Source organism: Microcoleus sp. C2D2 (genome assembly GCF_036702495.1).
Taxonomy (GTDB): Bacteria; Cyanobacteriota; Cyanobacteriia; order Cyanobacteriales; family Microcoleaceae; genus Microcoleus.
Genome location: NZ_JAUBTO010000079.1, coordinates 1 through 18,025, shown reverse-complemented (window position 1 = coordinate 18,025; position 18,025 = coordinate 1). Strand labels below are relative to the sequence as shown.

Here is an 18,025-nt window from a genome sequence, read left to right as displayed (position 1 = left end):
GTCTCTTGATGCGGCTGGGTTCGGATCGAGCGGAAAAGTAAGCTTGAGACAGCAACTAGGTACAAAGTTGTACGCACTCCAAAAAAGTAAACTTTATATCTTCATGAGAAAGATTAACTCAGTATTTTCCGCAAGATAGGTACAAATTTTTGTTACCCGATTTTAAAGACCAGTATCCGTTGCCTGCCTTATATTGGGATGGTAGTATCCAAACAGCAATAGAGAAAGATGGACGGAACTATAGCAAGTAAATTACTGCGTCTGGCTGGCAATTTTGCAACGCATCCAGAGTACATTCCCCGCTACCTGCGCGATCGCGCACCAGATCGCAGTTCCCCGCTGGAGATAGAACTTCCCTGGATTTCCTACGCCGCGATCGACTTCCTCGACGGATACTTGAAACCGGACATGACAGTTTACGAATACGGTTCCGGGGGTTCGACGCTGTTTTTTGCTTCGCGAGTTGCCCGCGTGACTAGCACCGAACACGACCCACTTTGGTACTCGCTAGTCCAGACCAAACTCCAAGCGAAGTCTGTGACCAACGTCAACTTACAGTTAGTAGAGTGCGATTTATCACAAACGCCTGACTTCGAGAACTCCCCCTACGTGCAATCTCTTCGAGACACAGAAGCCGACGTGATTTTAATAGACGGACTCGAGGACCAGTCAAAGTATAACCGGCGCCCTATTTGCTTTGCGCTCGCCGAAACTCAAATTAAACAGGGTGGCATCATCATCTTAGATGACTCTTGGCGCTACACGCACCTCCGGCAGAAAAACTCTGCTGTTCGGGTGCAAGTATTTGAAAGCCCAGGCCCGGCTCGCCCAGGAGTAACTTCCACCGACGTTTATTTCTATTAAAAACAGTATTTCACAATCAAAAGTCGCGAACAAAAAAGATTTGGCTATGTTGGCACAGCAGCTTTGATTGTCCAATTATCAAATACGAATTCCCAATTAGCAGTTACCGATTGATTTCCTCTTCCACATAAACAGTCAATTTCTCCAAATCTGGAAGTTCGATCAATTCTTTTTCCTTTTCCTTAACCGACACGGGCATCATTACAGGTGTACGCTGCTCGATCCAGCAACTCGCCAGCGGTAAAGTTTGTTCCAAATCTTCCAAAGGCCTCGGAATTACCATCACCGCGTTCAACTCGCCAATTCGCTCAGCTTCGTACATCCCGGCTTCTACGGCTACTGCTACATCTGCAACTGCACCGCGAATAATTGCCGTGCACAAACCGGCGCCAATTTTCTCGTAAGCTGCCAAGTGTACGTCTGCAGATTTGAGCATAGCATCGCAAGCGCCGACCATTGCCGGAAATCCCCGGGTTTCGAGCAAACCGATCGCCTGATTGCTAAGGCGAGAATAATTGCCACTTTCGGAAAGTTCAGTCAGCCGAAAGCCGATCGGCAAAACCACTTCCAAATTAGCCAAAGGTCTAGGAATCACCAACTTAGAAACAAACTGCCCGAACTGTTCGGCTGTTTGAGCTCCCGCTTCCACAGCCAAACGCACATCCGAAATTCTGCCGCGGACGATCGCCGTACAGTGACCGGAACCAATTTTTTCGTATCCTACCAAAATCACCCCTGCCGACTTCAGCATCATGTCAGCAGTCCCGACAATTGCCGGAAAACTTTTGGTCGATACCAAACCCAAAGCTGTGTCTTTGAAGTATTCCTGGCGCTGCGATCGCTCTTGGTGACTGTTACGATCTGTTTGTCCGTCCATCTTCTATTACCTTTAGAAACTTCCCAAAATAAAAATTTGTTGATAGTTTTAGTTTCTCAGATGATTCGACAGACTGCACGAGCTACAAGACACTGATTGCTGCTGCAAGGTCTTACAAATTGCTGAGCTACCAATATAATATGAGATTACCTATTTATATTTGATCTTTCTGCCTTCAGCATAGCTGCCTTTTGCGGAAATGAGGGCTACCCGGAACCGCCCGATAGAGTTTGACCGTTTTCCTCCGATCGATTAAAAGCTTGTCGGTGCGGAAACAGCGTCCCCAGCAGCCGATTGATGTGAGCTTGGCCGTACAGAATAGTTGGCGTCTCGCCTGGTTGGGGCGGCTCGGCGGCGGTGGATTCCGGCGCATCTGCGGCCGTCTCCGGCGCCGTTTGAGGAGGTGTTTGGGCGGGGTTCGGCGGCTCGATCGGTGGAGCGACTGGTGGCGTAGTGGTTTCGGGGGTTTCTGGTGATGTTGGCGCTGCTGTTGGCGCTGCTGCGGTTGCTTCTGCGGAGGCTTGGCGGCTGGTATCTCCGATTAGAGAACCTGCTGGCACAATTTGCATTTGGTCGATACAAGGATCGATCAGTGTTGTCCCGGCCCCAATACAAGCATTTGTCCCGATCGTTCCGGCACCTACCACCAGCACCCCTGCACCCAGAATAACGCCCGCCCCGATTTCCAGAGTACCTTCACGGGCGTGAAGGATAACTCCCATGCCGATACACGCACCCGCAGCGATCGAGATCCGGCTGCCCGGCTCTGCTTGCAGGATTACTCCAGGGGCGATCGCCGCACCCTCATTCACAACTACATCGCCACTCATCAAAATTTGAGAGTTGCTACTTAATTGCAGTGGCGATAAATACATTCAACTTCACCATGAAACGAGTTATTTTTTTCGATAAAATGAATTTAAATTATGGGTTTTCTCGACTGATAAATTTAATCATGTCAATCTAAGAAACGATAATTTACTAATGCACAGAAGTTTGATGCTTTAAGGTTTTCTAGAAAGTTTCAGAAGATTCTAGATTTTGACCAACATTTCTCTATCGAGCTTTTTAACTATCTCAAATCCAACTTCAATCCGCTGGGGTTTCTCCCGTGGGGCCCGCAAGCGAGGACTTAACGGGAGAAACAAGCTAATTACCTAGCTTCTTAAGGTCGTTGGATAATCTCTTCGAGTACGCGGCGCTTCGCCTTGGAGTCGATGCCAAGCAAGCGGACGTACTCGCCGCTGTGTTGTTTGAGACAGCTTTCGAGAGCCGAAATCACTTCGGATTCGCGGTTGGATGCGATCGAGGCGCAACTGCTCCAAGAACCGGTGCGGAAACGGCGCGCATCGGCGTGTTCCGTGCCAATTTTGTAGCCTTGGGAAAGCAGGTTGCGGATTTGGTCGATCGTCTTGCCGGTCAACATTCCGCTGCTGGGCGCCGAACCAGTCGTCGTGGCTTTGTATCCCGATGTTCCTGCTGGCTTAGATGTTGCTGCGGGCTTAGCCGATTGAGCAACCGGGCCGTCGGGACGCTGAATAATTTCTTCAACCACGCGCCGCTTAGCTTTCGGGTCAATCCCGATCAAGCGCACGTACTCGCCCGGGTACTGATTCATCACAGCTTCCAAAGCGGCGATCGCCTCAGATTCGTTTCTGACTTGCAGCGAAGCCCCGCTTTGCCAAGAACTGGTGCGGAAGCGGCGCGCGTCGGCGTGTTCCGTCCCCACCTTGTAGCCTTGAGCTAGCAAGCCGCGAACCTGAGCCACTGTTTCGGCACTCAATTTTCCGCTTGACACGGAACCGCTATTGTGGTGTGAAGCTTGTTGTGCAACTTTACCGTTAGATTGGTGAGTTTTCACACCGTTAGAACCGTTAGAGCCGTTGTCTCCCGGTCTTTGGACGATTTCTTCTAGTACGCGGCGCTTGGCTTTGGTGTCAATCCCGATCAAGCGGACGTATTCTCCTTGGTGCTGAGCCATGCAAGCTGACAAAGCCGCGATTACTTCAGAGTCGCGCTTTGAGGAAATCGGGCCGCAAGTGCGCCAAGAACCGGTCCGGAAGTGTCGCACGTCGGCGTGTTCGGCTCCCACGCTGTATCCTTGAGCTAGTAAATTGCGGATGCTATCGGCAAGAGTTGAACTCAATTGGGTGCCGGCATGGGTAGAATATTTGGTTTGAGTCATATTTGGGTTTTTAGTTTGTTCGTTGCGAATTGGTGCTAGACAGGCGATGTTCTCAGCGCAGCGATAACCCGTTCTCAGAGCGTCATTGATGCCGATGACATGGGTCGCAAATTGAACGTCAGAATCTAGAACGTCAGGCAAGCGATCGGCTTGCTTCTGATTAGTGATGATGGCTCCCGAAGGTACGTACTTACCTTCGGGAATCTCCACATCTTTAATTAGTACGTGCATCATGACAATGCAGCCCTTGCCCACTCTGGCATTGAACACCGTAGAGCGAAAGCCGATAAAGCAGTCGTCGCCCACGTAGGCAGGGCCGTGAATTAAACTCATGTGGGTGAGGGAAGTATTTTTCCCCACCCACACAGAATAGGATTTGTCGTCGTCTCCTGTGACTCGGCCTTTTTCTAGGCCGTGAATCACTACTCCGTCTTGAATGTTGCTTCCTTCTCCGATATAAAAAGGAGTGCCTTCATCGGCGCGGATAGATGTCCCGGGGGCAATCATCACATTAGAACCGATATGCACATCCCCAATAATGTTAGAAAAGGAATGTACGAACGCGGTATCGTGAATTTTCGGCTCAGCCAAGTTTTTCGACCAAGGCGTCGGGGGAGCCGCAACGTTGCGGACTGCCATAAATTAAGTTCTCCTAAGCTGAAAAATCTTTTTGTTAGTTGTTAGTTGTTAGTTGTTAGTTGGTAGTTGTTAGTTATTTTTCCACTAACTGCTAACTGCTAACGGTTGCAACTAGCGGTACGGGTCGTCTTTTTTACTGTAAATGAGGCGGTTTTCTACATTGACAGTATCTATAATGCCTACTACCAGAGCATCGATCGGACGGTTTTCGCTCCCGGGCGCGATCCGGGCTGCGCTGCCTCGGGTCACTAAAACCCATTCATCGACACCAGCACCCACACAGTCAGCCGCTACCTCATATCCGGGAACTGGGGAACCTTCCTCATCGATGAATTGCAGCAGTAGAAATTTCGATCCTCTCAGCGTCGGCTCTTTTTGGGTACTGACAACTGTGCCGAGAACTTTTGCCATTTGCATTTTAGGTAATAGGTTATAGGTAATTGGTAACTGTCATTTTTACACTGTCACTTGTCTTTTTTTTTATTAGCTTTGCTCAGTCCGCTGTCTGCCGTTTAGAGTTATCCGTCTAGTAACTAATGACTAATGACTAATGACTAATGACTAATGACTAATGACTCATGACTCATGACTAATAACCAATATCCCATGCCCACCTCAATTAAAAATTAAAAATGCTAAATCAAAAACATCGCGATTTTTAATTTTTAATTTTTAATTACCTAATGCCCTATTGCATGACGGCCTATCTTACGATCTGTTGAGAGGGCGAATGCCGCTCACGCCTTCGCGGAACTGTTCTACAGCTTCGGTGTAGCGAATCGGCAGCACGTACTCTAAGTTTTCGTGAGGGCGGGCGATAATGTGGGTGGACATCACTTGTCCGCCGTTAACGCGCTTCACTGACTCTACTCCCGCAGCGACTGAGGCTTGCACTTCGGAGACATCTCCTCTGACAATGACTGTAACGCGAGCGCTACCGATTTTTTCGTAGCCTACCAAGGTGACGCGGGCTGCTTTGACCATCGCGTCAGCAGCTTCTACAACTGCGGGGAAGCCTAAGGTTTCGATCATGCCGACTGCAATTGCCATTGGTTTTACTCCTGATTGAATATTTGGGGAACTAAACAGTTAATTTTTGACAGCGCACTAATTTTCGTCAAACAAAATTTCCGTGCGCTAAGAACTTAGTAGCCTCGGAACTGTTCTACTGCTTCTGTATATCGAATCGGCAGAACGTATTCTAGGTTTTCGTGGGGGCGAGCGATGATGTGGGTAGACACGACTTCTCCGCCGTTCACCCGCTTGACGGATTCCACGCCGGCTGCCACTGAGGCTTGGACTTCCGACACGTTGCCGCGCACAATTACGGTAACGCGGGCGCTGCCGATTTTTTCATAGCCCACGAGGGTAACGCGGGCAGCTTTGACCATAGCGTCGGCAGCTTCCACAACAGCGGGAAAACCTTTCGTCTCAATCATTCCCACGGCAATTGACATTTTTGAATCTCCTTTGAGGATTAGTGAAATTACCGTTACAAATCTTTGAGAAATCTAAAAATTTGGACGGGGAGGCCCACATTATTTAGTAATGCAGTGTAAAGCTTCCTATCCTTTAAGAATAGGGGAAGCTGTCCACCTTGACAATATAAACTAACATCATAATGTTTAATAACAAAAATTAAAATTTTTTATGTTACTTAAAATAATTTAATATTTATTTAATAAAGTTAATATTGAGAGGAGTAGATGTGGGCGCCGATCGGGGATTAGAGTAAGTAACAATACTGATAAAGTAGAGTTCGGTATGTGAAGCCGGAGGCGAGCGGTGCCGGGAAAATTGGGGATTTCAAAAATGGGGATCGCGGGGAAATGGCCAAAAAAGGCAGTCTTAGCTGATGAGCCGGCATTTTTTTCTTTGAGCGCCGAGCCGGCTGCGCCTGTAAATTTCTATTGAGAGAATTCTCAGTTTTGATGCTTTAATGTATAGTGAATCTTGGGTGCAAATTATTTTGCCGGAACTATACGATCGGGTTTAGTCAAAGTTTTTGGGTATCGGGCGATCGCCCGCGACTGTTTTTTGTATAAAGGCAGGCGGTAATTTCAAGTTTAAGGGATAGATTAAGTCAACAACCCAGGTCTAAAGACACGCTCGCTTCGGGCCTTTGACTTAAACCCGAGTTGACCAGAGGTGTACCTGCGTACTACGTTAACGGTAACAGTTAAAGACCTACCAAGGGATGCTCAGCTAGTTCCTTGAATTGCGAAATTTAGGATGAAACAGACTTATTGGGTTAAATCAGTGTCCTAGATCGAGTACCGACCATTAACTCGCGGGGCAAGCTAACATAACCCGTCTCAATTAGGCTCATAAAAGAGCAAACATTATGCGTGAGCGGATTGCGAAGTTTGAGATAGTAATTGTCAAGAGTGAAAATACATCACATTCATTACACCGAATTTAGCAATCCTTTGCGCGGTAATGACAAGATTCACGGCGGTTGAAACCGCTCGCGTCGTTTCCCTGTCAGCACTCTTTGTGACACTCGTTTCCCACTTACCGAGTATTTTTATGACTCAATTTCTCCTGCAAGCCTGTTGGTGGGTACCTTTATATGGCTTAATAGGCGCAATTTTAACTTTGCCGTGGTCTACAGGAACAGTTCGCAGAACCGGGCCCAGACCGGCGGCTTACTTCAATTTGTTGATGAGTGTGTTGGCTTTCATACACGGGTCAGTTATTTTTACAGCGACTTGGGATCGACCGCCCCAACAGTTGCTGGTCCACTGGGTGCAAGCAGCAGATTTAGATTTGTCTTTTGCCATAGAAATCTCCACGGTCAGCGTCGGAGCAATGGAGTTAGTTACACTTCTGAGTTTGCTAGCACAAATTTACGCTCTTGGCTACATGGAAAAAGACTGGGCGCTAGCTCGATTTTTTGGGCTGCTCGGTTTTTTTGAAGCGGCAATTAGCGGCATTGCCATTAGCGACTCGCTGCTTCTAACTTACGCTTTGTTGGAAATGCTGACGCTTTCAACTTACTTGCTGGTCGGGTTTTGGTACGCTCAACCCCTGGTAGTAACAGCCGCTCGCGATGCGTTTTTAACCAAGCGTATAGGAGATGTGCTGCTGCTGATGGGAGTAGTGACACTTTCAACTTTAGCGGGAAGTTTGAATTTTTCCGACTTGGAAAAATGGGCGGAAACCGCAACTTTGTCTCCCGTAGTGGCGACTCTTTTAGGTTTGGCTTTAATTGCCGCACCTACGGCCAAGTGCGCTCAATTTCCGTTCCATTTGTGGCTCGACGAGGCGATGGAAGGGCCCAACCCGGCTTCGATTATGCGGAATACGGTAGTTGTGGGCGGTGGGGCTTATGTTTTGATTAAACTTCAGCCTGTTTTAGCGCTGTCGCCGGTGACTGATGGGGTGCTGGTGGTTTTGGGTGCGGTCACTGCTGTTGGCGCTTCCTTGGTGGCGATCGCCCAAATCGACATCAAAAGAGCATTATCGCATTCTACCAGCGCTTCTTTGGGTTTGGTGTTTATCGCGGTGGGGCAAAATCACGTTGACATTGCTTTGCTGTTGCTGTTCGCGCACTCGATCGCCAAGGGCCTATTATTCATGAGCATAGGCTCAGTTATTGCCACAACTAACAGTCAAGATTTAACTGAAATGGGTGGGTTGTGGTCGAAGATGCCTGCCACGACTACGGCTTATTTAGTAGGCGCTGCGGGGATGGTAGCGCTGTTGCCTATGGGCAACTTTTGGACGATGCGGCGCTGGCTCAACGGTTTTTGGACTGTGCCTTTGTGGCTGGTAATTGTGTTGCTTTTGGTTAATGGTTTGACGGCGCTAAATTTAACTCGCATATTCGGTTTAGTGTTTGTCGGAAAACCGCAGCCGAAAACTCGCAGAGCTCCAGAAGTCGGTTGGCCGATGGCTTTGCCGATGGTAATTTTGACCGTGATGGCGCTGTTGGTGCCTTGGATGTTGCAGGAGTGGCAATTGTTAATTAGTTGGACTGGCCCTTGGGCGCAAACGGGGGATTTTGATGCTTTAAATTTGCTGTTGAAGACTCTCGATATTCCGCTGTTAATGTTATCTGGGTTGATTGGCGTTGCGGTTGGGGTGGCGATTTATTGGTACGGGGTGTTACCTCGACCGGTACGGCTGCCGGTTCCGGCGGTACAGGATTTGTTGGCTTACGATTTTTATATCGATCGAATTTACCGCCTGACTGTGGTTTGGGCTGTGGCTTCTATTTCTAAAATCAGCGCTTGGACTGACAAGTATCTGGTGGACGGGGCGGTGAATTTGTTTGGTTTTGCTACAATTTTCAGCGGCGAAGGGTTGAAGTACAGCGGCACCGGTCAGTCGCAGTTTTATGTGTTGACTATTGCGACGGGGGTTGCTGTGTTGGTGGCGTTGGTTGTTTGGCAGTTTTAAACCGCAGAGGTTGGCAGATGATTTTTTTGGGGTTTGTCTGCTTTTTGGCTGATGTTATTTAATTTTAAACCGCAGATGAGGGCGGATGTACGCAGATGAACGCAGATGATTTTATTCTGGGTTTGTCTGCTTTTTTATCTCTTTTTACTCAAAGTCGATGGGCCACAATTCGGTCACCGCAATTTCCCAACCGGGCAAAAGTTCGGGAATTGAAATCGTGTCGCTGTCTCTCAATACAACTGGCTCGGCTGTCGGAGTGTAAATTGTTACTGTGCGCTTGTCTGGGTCGATTAATATTCCTACTTTTGCTCCGAGTTCGATAAATGATTGAATTTTTTCTCGCAGGGGTTTGAGGCGATCGGACTGAGATTTGATTTCTACAACTAGGTCGGGAACGAGTTCGGCAAAATACCTTTTACTTTGTTTGAGGCTCACGGCTGTCACAAAGGAAACATCGGGAGCTCTCAGATCGGAATTGGGGAGGATAAACCCGCCGCTGGACTCAAAAACTCGTCCGAGTTTGCGGGGTTTGACCCAGTTACGCAAAAGACTGCCAAACTCAAGTCCAATTTCGCTCGATACAATGTCTGATGGGCCCATAATGATAATCTTCCCGTCTACGAGTTCTAATTGGTAGTCTAGATGCGCTTCGCAGAGTATACCTTGCAGTTGTTCTAAGTCGGCAACTGTTAGGCGGGTGGAAGGAGAACCGGATTTAATTTGCAAATCTTCTCGATCTGTAAGACTTGAGGTCATAGGAGGATTCCAGAGACGTTTGAATCTATGTTAACAATAAAGTCAGCCGGACGCTTTTTTATGCGGTTGCTTTGCGTTAATGTTAAATATAGTTCTAAAAACTCTGTAACAAAGGAAAGTTTTAATTGATGCTCAGTGCTTTAATCTGGATACCAATCTTGGCGGCAGCCCTAATTGGGTTCTGGCCGGGTGCGATCGGTTCTAAAATAGTGCGGAATGTCGCGATCGCCATTGCGGGCATAACTTTTATTCTCTCGGTGATTTTGGCAGCTCAGTTTGATGCCAGTACGAGTCAGTTGCAGTTTTCGCAATTCGTTCCTTGGATAGATGCTTTGGGATTGAATTACAATCTCGGCGTTGATGGTTTGTCTCTGCCTTTGGTAATTTTAAATACTCTGCTGACAGGGGTCGCTATTTACGCTACGGATGAGTCGATCCGCAGACCTCGACTTTATTATTCTTTGATGCTGTTAATTACGGGGGGCGTAACGGGGGCTTTTTTATCTCAAAATTTGCTGCTGTTTTTCCTGTTTTTTGAGGTAGAATTGATTCCGCTTTACCTGTTAATTGCGATTTGGGGAGGGGAGCGCCGGGGTTATGCTGCTACTAAGTTTTTAATCTATACTGCATTTTCCGGCATTGTGCTGCTGGCTTCTTTCTTGGGGGTGGTTTGGCTCAGCGGTGCTTCTAGTTTCGATATGGTTGGTGCAGCGGGCGCCTCGCATTTGCAAGGAGGATTGCCATTGCCTTTGGTAAGGCAAATTGTTTTGCTTGCAGGGGTGTTGCTGGCTTTTGGCATTAAGATTCCTTTGGTGCCTTTTCATACTTGGTTGCCGGATGCTCACGTAGAAGCTTCGACGCCGGTTTCGGTGCTGCTGGCTGGGGTGCTTTTGAAGCTGGGAACTTATGGGATGCTGCGCTTTGGTTTGGGTTTGTTTCCGGATGCGTGGGCGGTGGCGGCGCCGATTTTGGCGAGTTGGGCGGTGGTGAGTGTGCTTTACGGGGCGAGTTGCGCGATCGCCCAAAAAGATATGAAAAAAATTGTAGCTTACAGTTCGATCGCTCACATGGGCTACATTCTGTTAGCTAGCGCCGCAGCTACTCCGATTAGTATGCTGGGAACTGTTTTACAAATGGTTAGCCACGGTTTAATTTCGGCGCTGCTATTTTTGAGTGTCGGCGTTGTTTACAAAAAATCCGGCACCCGCAACATCGATGTCCTCAAAGGTTTGTTCAATCCCGATCGCGGTTTGCCGATGATTGGCAGTTTAATGATCGTCGGGGTGATGGCAAGTGCCGGCATTCCGGGTTTGGCTGGATTTATTGCTGAATTTTTGATGTTTCGGGGCAGTTTGCCAGTGTTTCCCGTGCAAACTTTCCTCTGCATGATCGGCACTGGTTTAACTTCAGTTTACTTTTTACTTATGGTCAACCGCGCCTTTTTCGGCCGCCTTTCGGATTTGGTGGTAAATTTGCCTCAAGTCCGCTGGCGCGATCGCATTCCTTCGCTGATTTTAGCAATAATTATCACAATCATGGGAGTGCAGCCGGGTGTTTTAGTTGCTTTGAGCGAGAAAACTGCGATCGGAATGGTAGCTAATGTGCCACCCCAAGTTAAAGTGATTGCTCATAACTTAGACTGATAGGACTTCTGGTCGCTCGACCGCAATCCAATTCGTTTGTAGTGAGGAATGCAAGTCATCCTAAACTTCTGAGGATGGTCCTACTCACTACAAACAAGCGCACCCCGCAAAAACCGTAAAAAACCTGCTTTCTTCGATCTAGATTGCGTCCAGTAGGGTATGTATTTTTACATCGAAATAAAGTAAATATTTGTGTGTTTAGGTAGCCTGTATTGCCAAAAATGATATAATAGCAGAGCTTTCAACAGTAAAAAAACAGTTATTAAATTCAGGCTGAATCCCGATGAAAAGCACAGTATTAAAACCGTCTGCCCATCCCCTAGCCGCATACATTGAAATCTTGGAATCAGGCAAAGCTTTGCTTCCCGAATCGGCGGAAAATGTACTAGAAGTAGTCGGCATTCTCAAAAGTTACGGTGTGGTTCTCGATGCCTACTCCCGCAATCTCAACTACATCGCTGAAGAACAGTTTTTAGTGCTTTTTCCGTTTTTTAAATATTTCAATGGAGAGGTGACGCTGCCGAAATTAATTCGCTATTGGTGGCACGATCGCATTAATTTTGAGTATGCTGAGTATTGCATGAGAACAATGCTTTGGCACGGCGGCGGCGGTTTGGACACTTATGTGGATTCTCCGGAATTTAGCAGTTTGGCCGAAAAGGCGATCGCGGCTAAATTGAAAGGTAATTTTTTCATGCAGGGACTCCACAAAGCATTTCCTGATTTTTTGCCGGAACAAGTGCGGATGCTGGCTTACTACACCGGTCTCGGTCAGTTTTGGCGGGTAATGAGCGATTTGTTCATGGACTTATCGGATTCCTACGATCGAGGGGAAACTAAGTCTATTTCTGATGTAGTTGATTTTGTCAAAGCCGGTTTAGTCGCCGCGGCCAGCCTACCGATTACCTACAGCGTCAAGATTGGCCCTCAAGTCTACGATATCCTGCCAGCGACGGCTAATTTGACATTTTTACCAGATGTAGCCGTGCCTTATGTAGAGGCTGTTTTCTTTCGGGGTACTGCGTTTTTTGGCACAGTTTCATACAATGCTCAAGCTCATCAAATCCCGGAAGAACAAAGAGAATTTGCCTACGGGGCTTTGTTTGCTGACCCTTTACCGATCGGAGGTGCAGGGATTCCGCCAACTCAATTGATGCAAGATATGCGGCATTTTCTGCCGGATTATTTGCACGAAGTTTATCGCAGTAGCTGTCGGGGTGAAGACGATCTGCGGGTGCAAATTTGCCAGAGTTTTCAGAAGTCGATGTTTTGCGTGACGACGGCGACTATTTTGGGTTTAGCACCTCATCCCATGAATACCTCCGATCCAGAGGAAATGAAGGCTAATCGCGCTTATTTGGAAGGTTGGATGGATCGATTTGGGAATTCTCGCTTGGATTGGGCAAATCAGCCAACTAACAGGGCCTGTCAGTTGTTCCCCGAACGGTAGAATGGCCACTGGTTTTTAGGGAGAAATGTCTCTAGGAGTTGCCAAAATATTACCGGCTTTGGCGATTGCTTTCTTTTGGATCGCGAAAGCTAATTCTGGCGATCGCAATCAGAGCAAGTCCAGTAAAATATAGCCTTTCTCAGTAACATGTTCCGACGTGCCCACGGCCTCCGTGGCCTCCGTGGCCTCCGTGGCCTCCGTGGCCTCCGTGGGCATACCTCACCACGCGATCGAACCGCTATAGCCGTTATCAGGCAAGTAGTGAGGACTGAAGTCCTCGGATTTTTATAAGGACTTCAGTCTTCACTACGAACCAATTTTATAGCGATCGTTTTAGCGGACATAATATGACATGGTGAACTGCTTGTTTTCGGGTCATTGCGATTGCTTTCATAAGAGATGGCTCCCCTAACGCTTAGGCTCGCAATGACAGGATAAAGCACTTGTTATTTTCAAAATATTTAGATTTTGACTAGAATACTCAGCCCGTGGGAGTCGGTTCCGCAAGTTCCAAGCAAACCATAAGTTTTTGCTAAATCTTTGACTAAAGCAGTTTGTTTGGGACTCGGTGTCCAAGGATTGGGATTACCGTAAGCATAGTAAATTTCTACACCGTCAATGCCCAAACGGGCTGCTTCTGGGATTAGTTGCTCTGCGGTCGATCGATAGCGGCAAGGATGGGCCAGAACTGCTAAACCTCCTGCTTCCTGAATACCTTTAATTACCATTGGTGCTGGATAATTATCGCTACTTTCAGTACCGGTATCACGTCGCAAGTATAGTTTGATACTGGGATGTTGCGGATCGAAGCCATAACCGAGAATGTGTACCTCATTGTTGAGCAATTCGGCACTAATTTCAGCGCCTGTCCACAGACTAGGTGCTTCGCTATTTTTGTCGGGATGGTTTAATTTCCAATTATCCAGCCAAAGTTGAGCTTGAACGTAGCCTTGGGTGCAGTGGTGGTCGGTGATAGCTAAGCCTTTGAGACCTATGGCTATTGCTTCTTCCATTAATTTCTGTGGGTGCAATCGCCCGTCGGAGTAGACTGTGTGCATGTGGAAGTTATAGGAACCCGGACAGCTATCGGCATCAATTGTCTGGAAGACTTGTTTGAGTGCTGATATATTCTGGGCTTCTGGTTTGAGGCTAGAACTTTTTGGGGAATCGAGATTGATAGCCATAAGGATTCTTATAAAAAAAAACTAGCTTTTGTTAATATATCTAATAAATTGATATGTTGCACCTGTCGCAATAGTCGGCTGTGGGGTTTAAAGCTCTGGCCGACTACTGCCTTCGGCACAAGATATCAATTCACTCGCACATCTTACACCATTATCTATCGAGGTTTTTATCGTCTGGTGGGGGCGGGTTTATGAGATTATTGATTTTAGGCAGTTATACTTCGTAAAACCCGCCCCTACAGGTTTGTGGAGAATGGCACAAAATATTAATTCACTCGCACTTTAAACCTGCGGCTGCGGCTGTGGGAAATTCGATCGGTACAAAGGTGAAACCAAACTGTTCTTTAGAACACGGTACAATATGCACCAATAGTTTAGGAGGATTTTTCCGATTTCCCGTCTTCGAGTCAAACTCAATTATACCCGTAGCTCCTTCGGCTTTAAAGTTGGGATCGGCTAAAGTTTTTTGCATTCCTTCGCGGCTGGGTTCGGGCTGCATTTCTAGGGCTTTAATCAGCGTCCGGGCGGCATCGTAGGTTAAAGCCGCTCGAGTATTGACCGGGCCTCCCCACAATTTTTCAACATTTTGCGGAAATTTTTTGTCAAAACTTATTAACGGATGCCAAAACACGGATATACCCAGTTTTTCAACAGACTTTAGCTGTGTTGCTAGTTCTAACGTTCTCGGATCGTACAGCGTCCAGGGTCCGACAACCCAATTGCGATCGTTGTTAGCTTTAATCATTGCCAGCGCATTTTCCAGGGAATCAGTGACTTGACCGTCGGGAATGAGAACTAAGGCTGTTTTTCCGGCTTTCTCAACTTCTGTGATTGCTGCTTCGGCCTTAAAATTATTTTTAGATAAGTCGTAATAATTACGGATTCTAAAAGTCTCTCCTCCTTGGGCTTCAAATTGCTTTTTGAATTCTTCCCACAAAGAAGCGCTGAACGGACTGTTGGGATTGTAAAATACGGTGGCTTTTTTCTCACCGGCCATGAGCAGTTGATTTACTAAAGATTCAGCTTCTATGCTAGTTGTCGGAGCCGTCCGAAAGAAAAATTTTCTAGGTTTTCGCGTCAGTTCTTCTGTTGTGCTTCCCGGAGAAATGGCGACCAATTTATTGTCATTGTAAATATCTACTGTTTTAACAGTCATGTCGCTAGTATAGTGTCCGATGACTGCTAGAATATCGGGCTGAGCGACCAGATAATTAGCCCTTTGCTTGGCGTAGGATTCGATATTGCCGTCATCGGCAATGATGACTTTGAGACCTTTTCCTTTAATAGCTTTGGGTTGGAGAAAGCCTTGACCGGGAAAATCTTTATTGCTGCTGTCATTGGGTTTGAGAAGACCTAAATTAACTTCGGTTTGTGCTTGAGCAATGCCGCGCAGCAGTTCTTCGGCTAAATTTGCGTCGAGGATGCTGCCGTCCTGATTTCTGCGGATGGGAACAACAATTGCGATCGTGTAATATTCTGCATTTATTGCCTTCAGCAGAGCATTGTTGATGTAAATTAAAGTTTCTGGATCTTTGCGCTCTTCTTTCCAAAACTGTTGGAGCAATTTTAAAGCTTCGGGATAATTTCCATCGGCAAACTCATTGATTGCCCTTTGTTTTGGCCAAGGGGCGAAGGGTTGCACTAGGAGTTTTTCGCCGGAACTTACACCATCGGCGGAGGGTGTAGGCAGGGTTAGTCCCGGGGGAATTCTGGGGATTCGCGGCGGGGAAATTCTGGGGATTAAAAGTCCGATCGCCAATCCAGCGCCCAGTCCCGCAACTCCGAACCGCAACCAACGAAAGTCCCCTACAGGCGGTGGCGGCGGTGGTTGTGGCGGTGGCGGTGGCGGTGGCAATTGAAGCGAATCCAAGTCTTGCAAAACTTTATCCACAGATTGGTAGCGGTCTTGAAAGTGGTAACGCACCATTTTGGTTAAAATATTTTTGAGCTTGTCGCTAACTTGTACCGCAGGGCGATCGGGCGTCGAGTAATCCCAGACAATTTCACAAGTTTCGGGGTCTTGCGGCAGAGTGGTGGGACGTTGCCCGGTGAGAGCTTGGATGGCGATGATTCCGAGAGCATAAATGTCGTTGTAGGGTTGCGGGAGAGACTGCGGCTTGTATTGTTCGGCAGGCATATAACCGCTGGTGCCGATCGCCTGGGATGTTAATATTTCACCTGTAGAGTTAGCCGTAAAAGTGCTGATTTCTTTGACCGCCCCAAAATCTATTAAAACAATTTGTTTATCTGTTTCGCGCCGAATTAAGTTAGCAGGTGTAATATCGCGGTGAATAATATTTTCTTTGTGGACAGATTCTAATATTTCCAGAACTTCCCGCAAAAAGGCAACAGTTTTTTTCTCATTCCACCGATCGCCCGCAGTGAGTTCTTGACTGAGCGGATGTCCTTCAACGTATTCTTGAACTAAATAATAAAAATGGTCGTTTGCTTCAAAGCGATCGAATAATTCGGGAATGCGCGAGTTTCTCCCCAGACGGCACAAAGCGCTAGCTTCCCTGTCAAATCGCTTCCTTCCCATCTCCAAGACTCGCGGATCGTTCGATGAGGGAAAAGGAATTTCCTTAACAACGCACAGAGGATAATTAGGTTTGTTTATTTGTGCAGCCGTGTAGGTTCTAGCAAACCCTCCCTGTCCCAACAAAGCGATAATTTTGTAGCTTTCGTGCAGGATATCCCCTATGTTGACACCCATAAATTTTCCAACACCTCTTGACAGGCTGCGCCCTTTAATGTTTTGATTATAAGCTTTTTTGTTGCCAGATACAGCTTGGCAACATATCAAATTCGTCTGTGTCTATATCAAAAACACTATAACTCTCAGCAATTCGCAATTATACATTAGTGATGACTGATGGCTAATTCCCAATTATCTTTCCCCTAACTTGCTGAGTACAAAAGCAGCTAAAAACCCGCAGACAGTAATTAGTCCAGCAAAATCGTGAGTTTCCTCGAATGCTTCGGGAATCATAGTATCTGAGATCATTGCTAAAATACCCCCGGCTGCTACGGCGGTAGTAGCGGCTATTACTTCCGCAGAAAAGTGGCTAAAAAGCGTATATCCTAACAATGCTGCGATACCGGAAATAACTGCGATCGCGCCCCAAACTCCAAAAACGTAACCGATCGATCTCCCTGCTTTTTTCATGCCGGCGGCGCTGGAGAGTCCTTCGGGAATGTTGGAGAGGAAAATTGCCGCTACTGTCACCCAACTGACAGCGCCTCCAGAAATCATGCTGACGCCAACGACGATCGACTCCGGTATCCCGTCTAACAGCGCGCCGAGGGCGATGGCTAATCCCCCATCGCCTGACTCTGTTTTAGCTGGGTGCAAAGTGCCCGATCGCTTGCGGTGTTTTGCTCCCTTTTGGCTCAAAAACCAATTGGCGGCTGTGTAGACAGCAGCGCCCCCCAAAAAGCCGATCGCCGTTGAGTCGAAACCGCCGCCCTTGTAAGCTTCATCCATCAGTTCAAAGGATAGCGCTGACATCAGCACACCGGCGCCAAAAGCCATAATTGTCGCGATCGCCCGCTGGGGAATGCTCACAAAGTAACCCACTGCCGCTCCCAGTAGCAAGGCCCAACCCCCTACTAAACCCCAAAATCCTGCCTGCAACCACACTGGAAACATCAGCCGCACCTCAGAGGAAAATTTTTTTATGCCCGCTCGAAAATTATATAGTTTTCATTACGGCTCGACAGCAGATACAGCATTTATCAACCAATCGAGGTACGGCCTCGGAAGCACGCAATTTCCAATAATTGATTACTGATGACTGATGACTGATGACTAATGACTAATGACTGATGACTGATGACTGATGACTAATGACTAATGACTAATGACTGATGACTAATGACTAATGACTAATGACTAATAGAAACAAATTCCCAGGCCTTACCCGGGAACGAAAGATATAAAAAAAATGTATCCGCTCAATAAATCGGGGTAACAGCAAAAAAGAAGGTTCACAATCTAGGCACAGCATGGTAGAATATAAAGCA

The 18,025-nt window shown here is 47.3% G+C and carries 14 protein-coding genes; 4 read left to right on the top strand and 10 right to left on the bottom strand.

What is annotated here, in order from left to right:
- Window positions 1-228: 228 nt before the first annotated feature.
- Window positions 229-864: a hypothetical protein gene (locus QUB61_RS22990; RefSeq protein WP_333132346.1), complete on the top strand. Its 636-nt coding sequence runs from the start codon at window positions 229-231 to the stop codon at window positions 862-864.
- A 103-nt stretch (window positions 865-967) separates the two neighbouring features.
- On the opposite strand, the gene QUB61_RS22985 is transcribed toward QUB61_RS22990, so the two are convergent.
- From QUB61_RS22985 to QUB61_RS22960, 6 genes are all read right to left on the bottom strand, one after another.
- A complete protein-coding gene (locus QUB61_RS22985) occupies window positions 968-1,741 on the bottom strand; it encodes a BMC domain-containing protein (RefSeq protein ID WP_333132347.1) in 774 nt (257 codons plus the stop codon).
- Between the two features lie 206 nt (window positions 1,742-1,947).
- A complete protein-coding gene (locus tag QUB61_RS22980) occupies window positions 1,948-2,616 on the bottom strand; it encodes a carbon dioxide concentrating mechanism protein (protein ID WP_333132348.1) in 669 nt (222 codons plus the stop codon).
- 290 nt (window positions 2,617-2,906) lie between these two features.
- Window positions 2,907-4,565, bottom strand: coding sequence for a ribulose bisphosphate carboxylase small subunit (locus QUB61_RS22975; RefSeq protein WP_333132349.1), 1,659 nt, complete (start codon window positions 4,563-4,565; stop codon window positions 2,907-2,909).
- Between the two features lie 111 nt (window positions 4,566-4,676).
- On the bottom strand, window positions 4,677-4,982 hold the full coding sequence (locus QUB61_RS22970) for a EutN/CcmL family microcompartment protein (protein ID WP_333132350.1): 306 nt from the start codon (window positions 4,980-4,982) through the stop codon (window positions 4,677-4,679).
- 291 nt (window positions 4,983-5,273) lie between these two features.
- The gene (locus tag QUB61_RS22965) at window positions 5,274-5,615 is read right to left on the bottom strand and encodes a carbon dioxide-concentrating mechanism protein CcmK (protein ID WP_006635058.1); all 342 of its coding nucleotides are present in this window, start codon (window positions 5,613-5,615) and stop codon (window positions 5,274-5,276) included.
- A gap of 95 nt (window positions 5,616-5,710) precedes the next feature.
- Window positions 5,711-6,022 carry a carbon dioxide-concentrating mechanism protein CcmK gene (locus tag QUB61_RS22960; protein ID WP_006635059.1) on the bottom strand — a complete coding sequence of 104 codons (312 nt, stop codon included), beginning with the start codon at window positions 6,020-6,022 and terminating at the stop codon, window positions 5,711-5,713.
- A gap of 1,072 nt (window positions 6,023-7,094) precedes the next feature.
- On the opposite strand from QUB61_RS22960, the gene QUB61_RS22955 reads away from it, so the two are divergent.
- Window positions 7,095-8,969 carry an NAD(P)H-quinone oxidoreductase subunit F gene (locus tag QUB61_RS22955; protein ID WP_333132351.1) on the top strand — a complete coding sequence of 625 codons (1,875 nt, stop codon included), beginning with the start codon at window positions 7,095-7,097 and terminating at the stop codon, window positions 8,967-8,969.
- Between the two features lie 144 nt (window positions 8,970-9,113).
- On the opposite strand, the gene QUB61_RS22950 is transcribed toward QUB61_RS22955, so the two are convergent.
- Window positions 9,114-9,725 (bottom strand): Uma2 family endonuclease, encoded by a 612-nt coding sequence (locus QUB61_RS22950; protein WP_333132352.1) that lies wholly within the window; start codon window positions 9,723-9,725, stop codon window positions 9,114-9,116.
- A gap of 128 nt (window positions 9,726-9,853) precedes the next feature.
- Between QUB61_RS22950 and QUB61_RS22945 the strand changes: the two genes are divergently transcribed.
- Window positions 9,854-11,368 (top strand): NADH-quinone oxidoreductase subunit M, encoded by a 1,515-nt coding sequence (locus tag QUB61_RS22945; protein WP_333132353.1) that lies wholly within the window; start codon window positions 9,854-9,856, stop codon window positions 11,366-11,368.
- Between the two features lie 283 nt (window positions 11,369-11,651).
- A complete protein-coding gene (locus tag QUB61_RS22940; RefSeq protein WP_333132354.1) occupies window positions 11,652-12,818 on the top strand; it encodes a CO2 hydration protein in 1,167 nt (388 codons plus the stop codon).
- A gap of 461 nt (window positions 12,819-13,279) precedes the next feature.
- Here the strand turns inward: QUB61_RS22940 and QUB61_RS22935 are convergent, their stop codons facing one another.
- From QUB61_RS22935 to QUB61_RS22925, 3 genes are all read right to left on the bottom strand, one after another.
- Window positions 13,280-14,002, bottom strand: a complete 723-nt coding sequence (locus QUB61_RS22935) for a PHP domain-containing protein (protein WP_333132355.1) — start codon at window positions 14,000-14,002, stop codon at window positions 13,280-13,282.
- 271 nt (window positions 14,003-14,273) lie between these two features.
- Window positions 14,274-16,715, bottom strand: a complete 2,442-nt coding sequence (locus QUB61_RS22930; RefSeq protein WP_333132356.1) for a bifunctional serine/threonine-protein kinase/ABC transporter substrate-binding protein — start codon at window positions 16,713-16,715, stop codon at window positions 14,274-14,276.
- Window positions 16,716-16,889: 174 nt separating this feature from the next.
- Window positions 16,890-17,651 (bottom strand): ZIP family zinc transporter, encoded by a 762-nt coding sequence (locus tag QUB61_RS22925; RefSeq protein ID WP_333132357.1) that lies wholly within the window; start codon window positions 17,649-17,651, stop codon window positions 16,890-16,892.
- Between the last annotated feature and the right edge of the window lie 374 nt (window positions 17,652-18,025).

Coding starts and splice junctions, on each gene's coding strand:
- QUB61_RS22945 (WP_333132353.1), top strand. CDS start 9,854: ATGCTCAGTGCTTTAATCTGGATACCAATCTTGGCGGCAGCCCTAATT.
- QUB61_RS22925 (WP_333132357.1), bottom strand. CDS start 17,651: ATGTTTCCAGTGTGGTTGCAGGCAGGATTTTGGGGTTTAGTAGGGGGT.
- QUB61_RS22990 (WP_333132346.1), top strand. CDS start 229: ATGGACGGAACTATAGCAAGTAAATTACTGCGTCTGGCTGGCAATTTT.
- QUB61_RS22950 (WP_333132352.1), bottom strand. CDS start 9,725: ATGACCTCAAGTCTTACAGATCGAGAAGATTTGCAAATTAAATCCGGT.
- QUB61_RS22930 (WP_333132356.1), bottom strand. CDS start 16,715: ATGGGTGTCAACATAGGGGATATCCTGCACGAAAGCTACAAAATTATC.
- QUB61_RS22975 (WP_333132349.1), bottom strand. CDS start 4,565: ATGGCAGTCCGCAACGTTGCGGCTCCCCCGACGCCTTGGTCGAAAAAC.
- QUB61_RS22985 (WP_333132347.1), bottom strand. CDS start 1,741: ATGGACGGACAAACAGATCGTAACAGTCACCAAGAGCGATCGCAGCGC.
- QUB61_RS22980 (WP_333132348.1), bottom strand. CDS start 2,616: ATGTATTTATCGCCACTGCAATTAAGTAGCAACTCTCAAATTTTGATG.
- QUB61_RS22970 (WP_333132350.1), bottom strand. CDS start 4,982: ATGCAAATGGCAAAAGTTCTCGGCACAGTTGTCAGTACCCAAAAAGAG.
- QUB61_RS22960 (WP_006635059.1), bottom strand. CDS start 6,022: ATGTCAATTGCCGTGGGAATGATTGAGACGAAAGGTTTTCCCGCTGTT.
- QUB61_RS22965 (WP_006635058.1), bottom strand. CDS start 5,615: ATGGCAATTGCAGTCGGCATGATCGAAACCTTAGGCTTCCCCGCAGTT.
- QUB61_RS22935 (WP_333132355.1), bottom strand. CDS start 14,002: ATGGCTATCAATCTCGATTCCCCAAAAAGTTCTAGCCTCAAACCAGAA.
- QUB61_RS22940 (WP_333132354.1), top strand. CDS start 11,652: ATGAAAAGCACAGTATTAAAACCGTCTGCCCATCCCCTAGCCGCATAC.
- QUB61_RS22955 (WP_333132351.1), top strand. CDS start 7,095: ATGACTCAATTTCTCCTGCAAGCCTGTTGGTGGGTACCTTTATATGGC.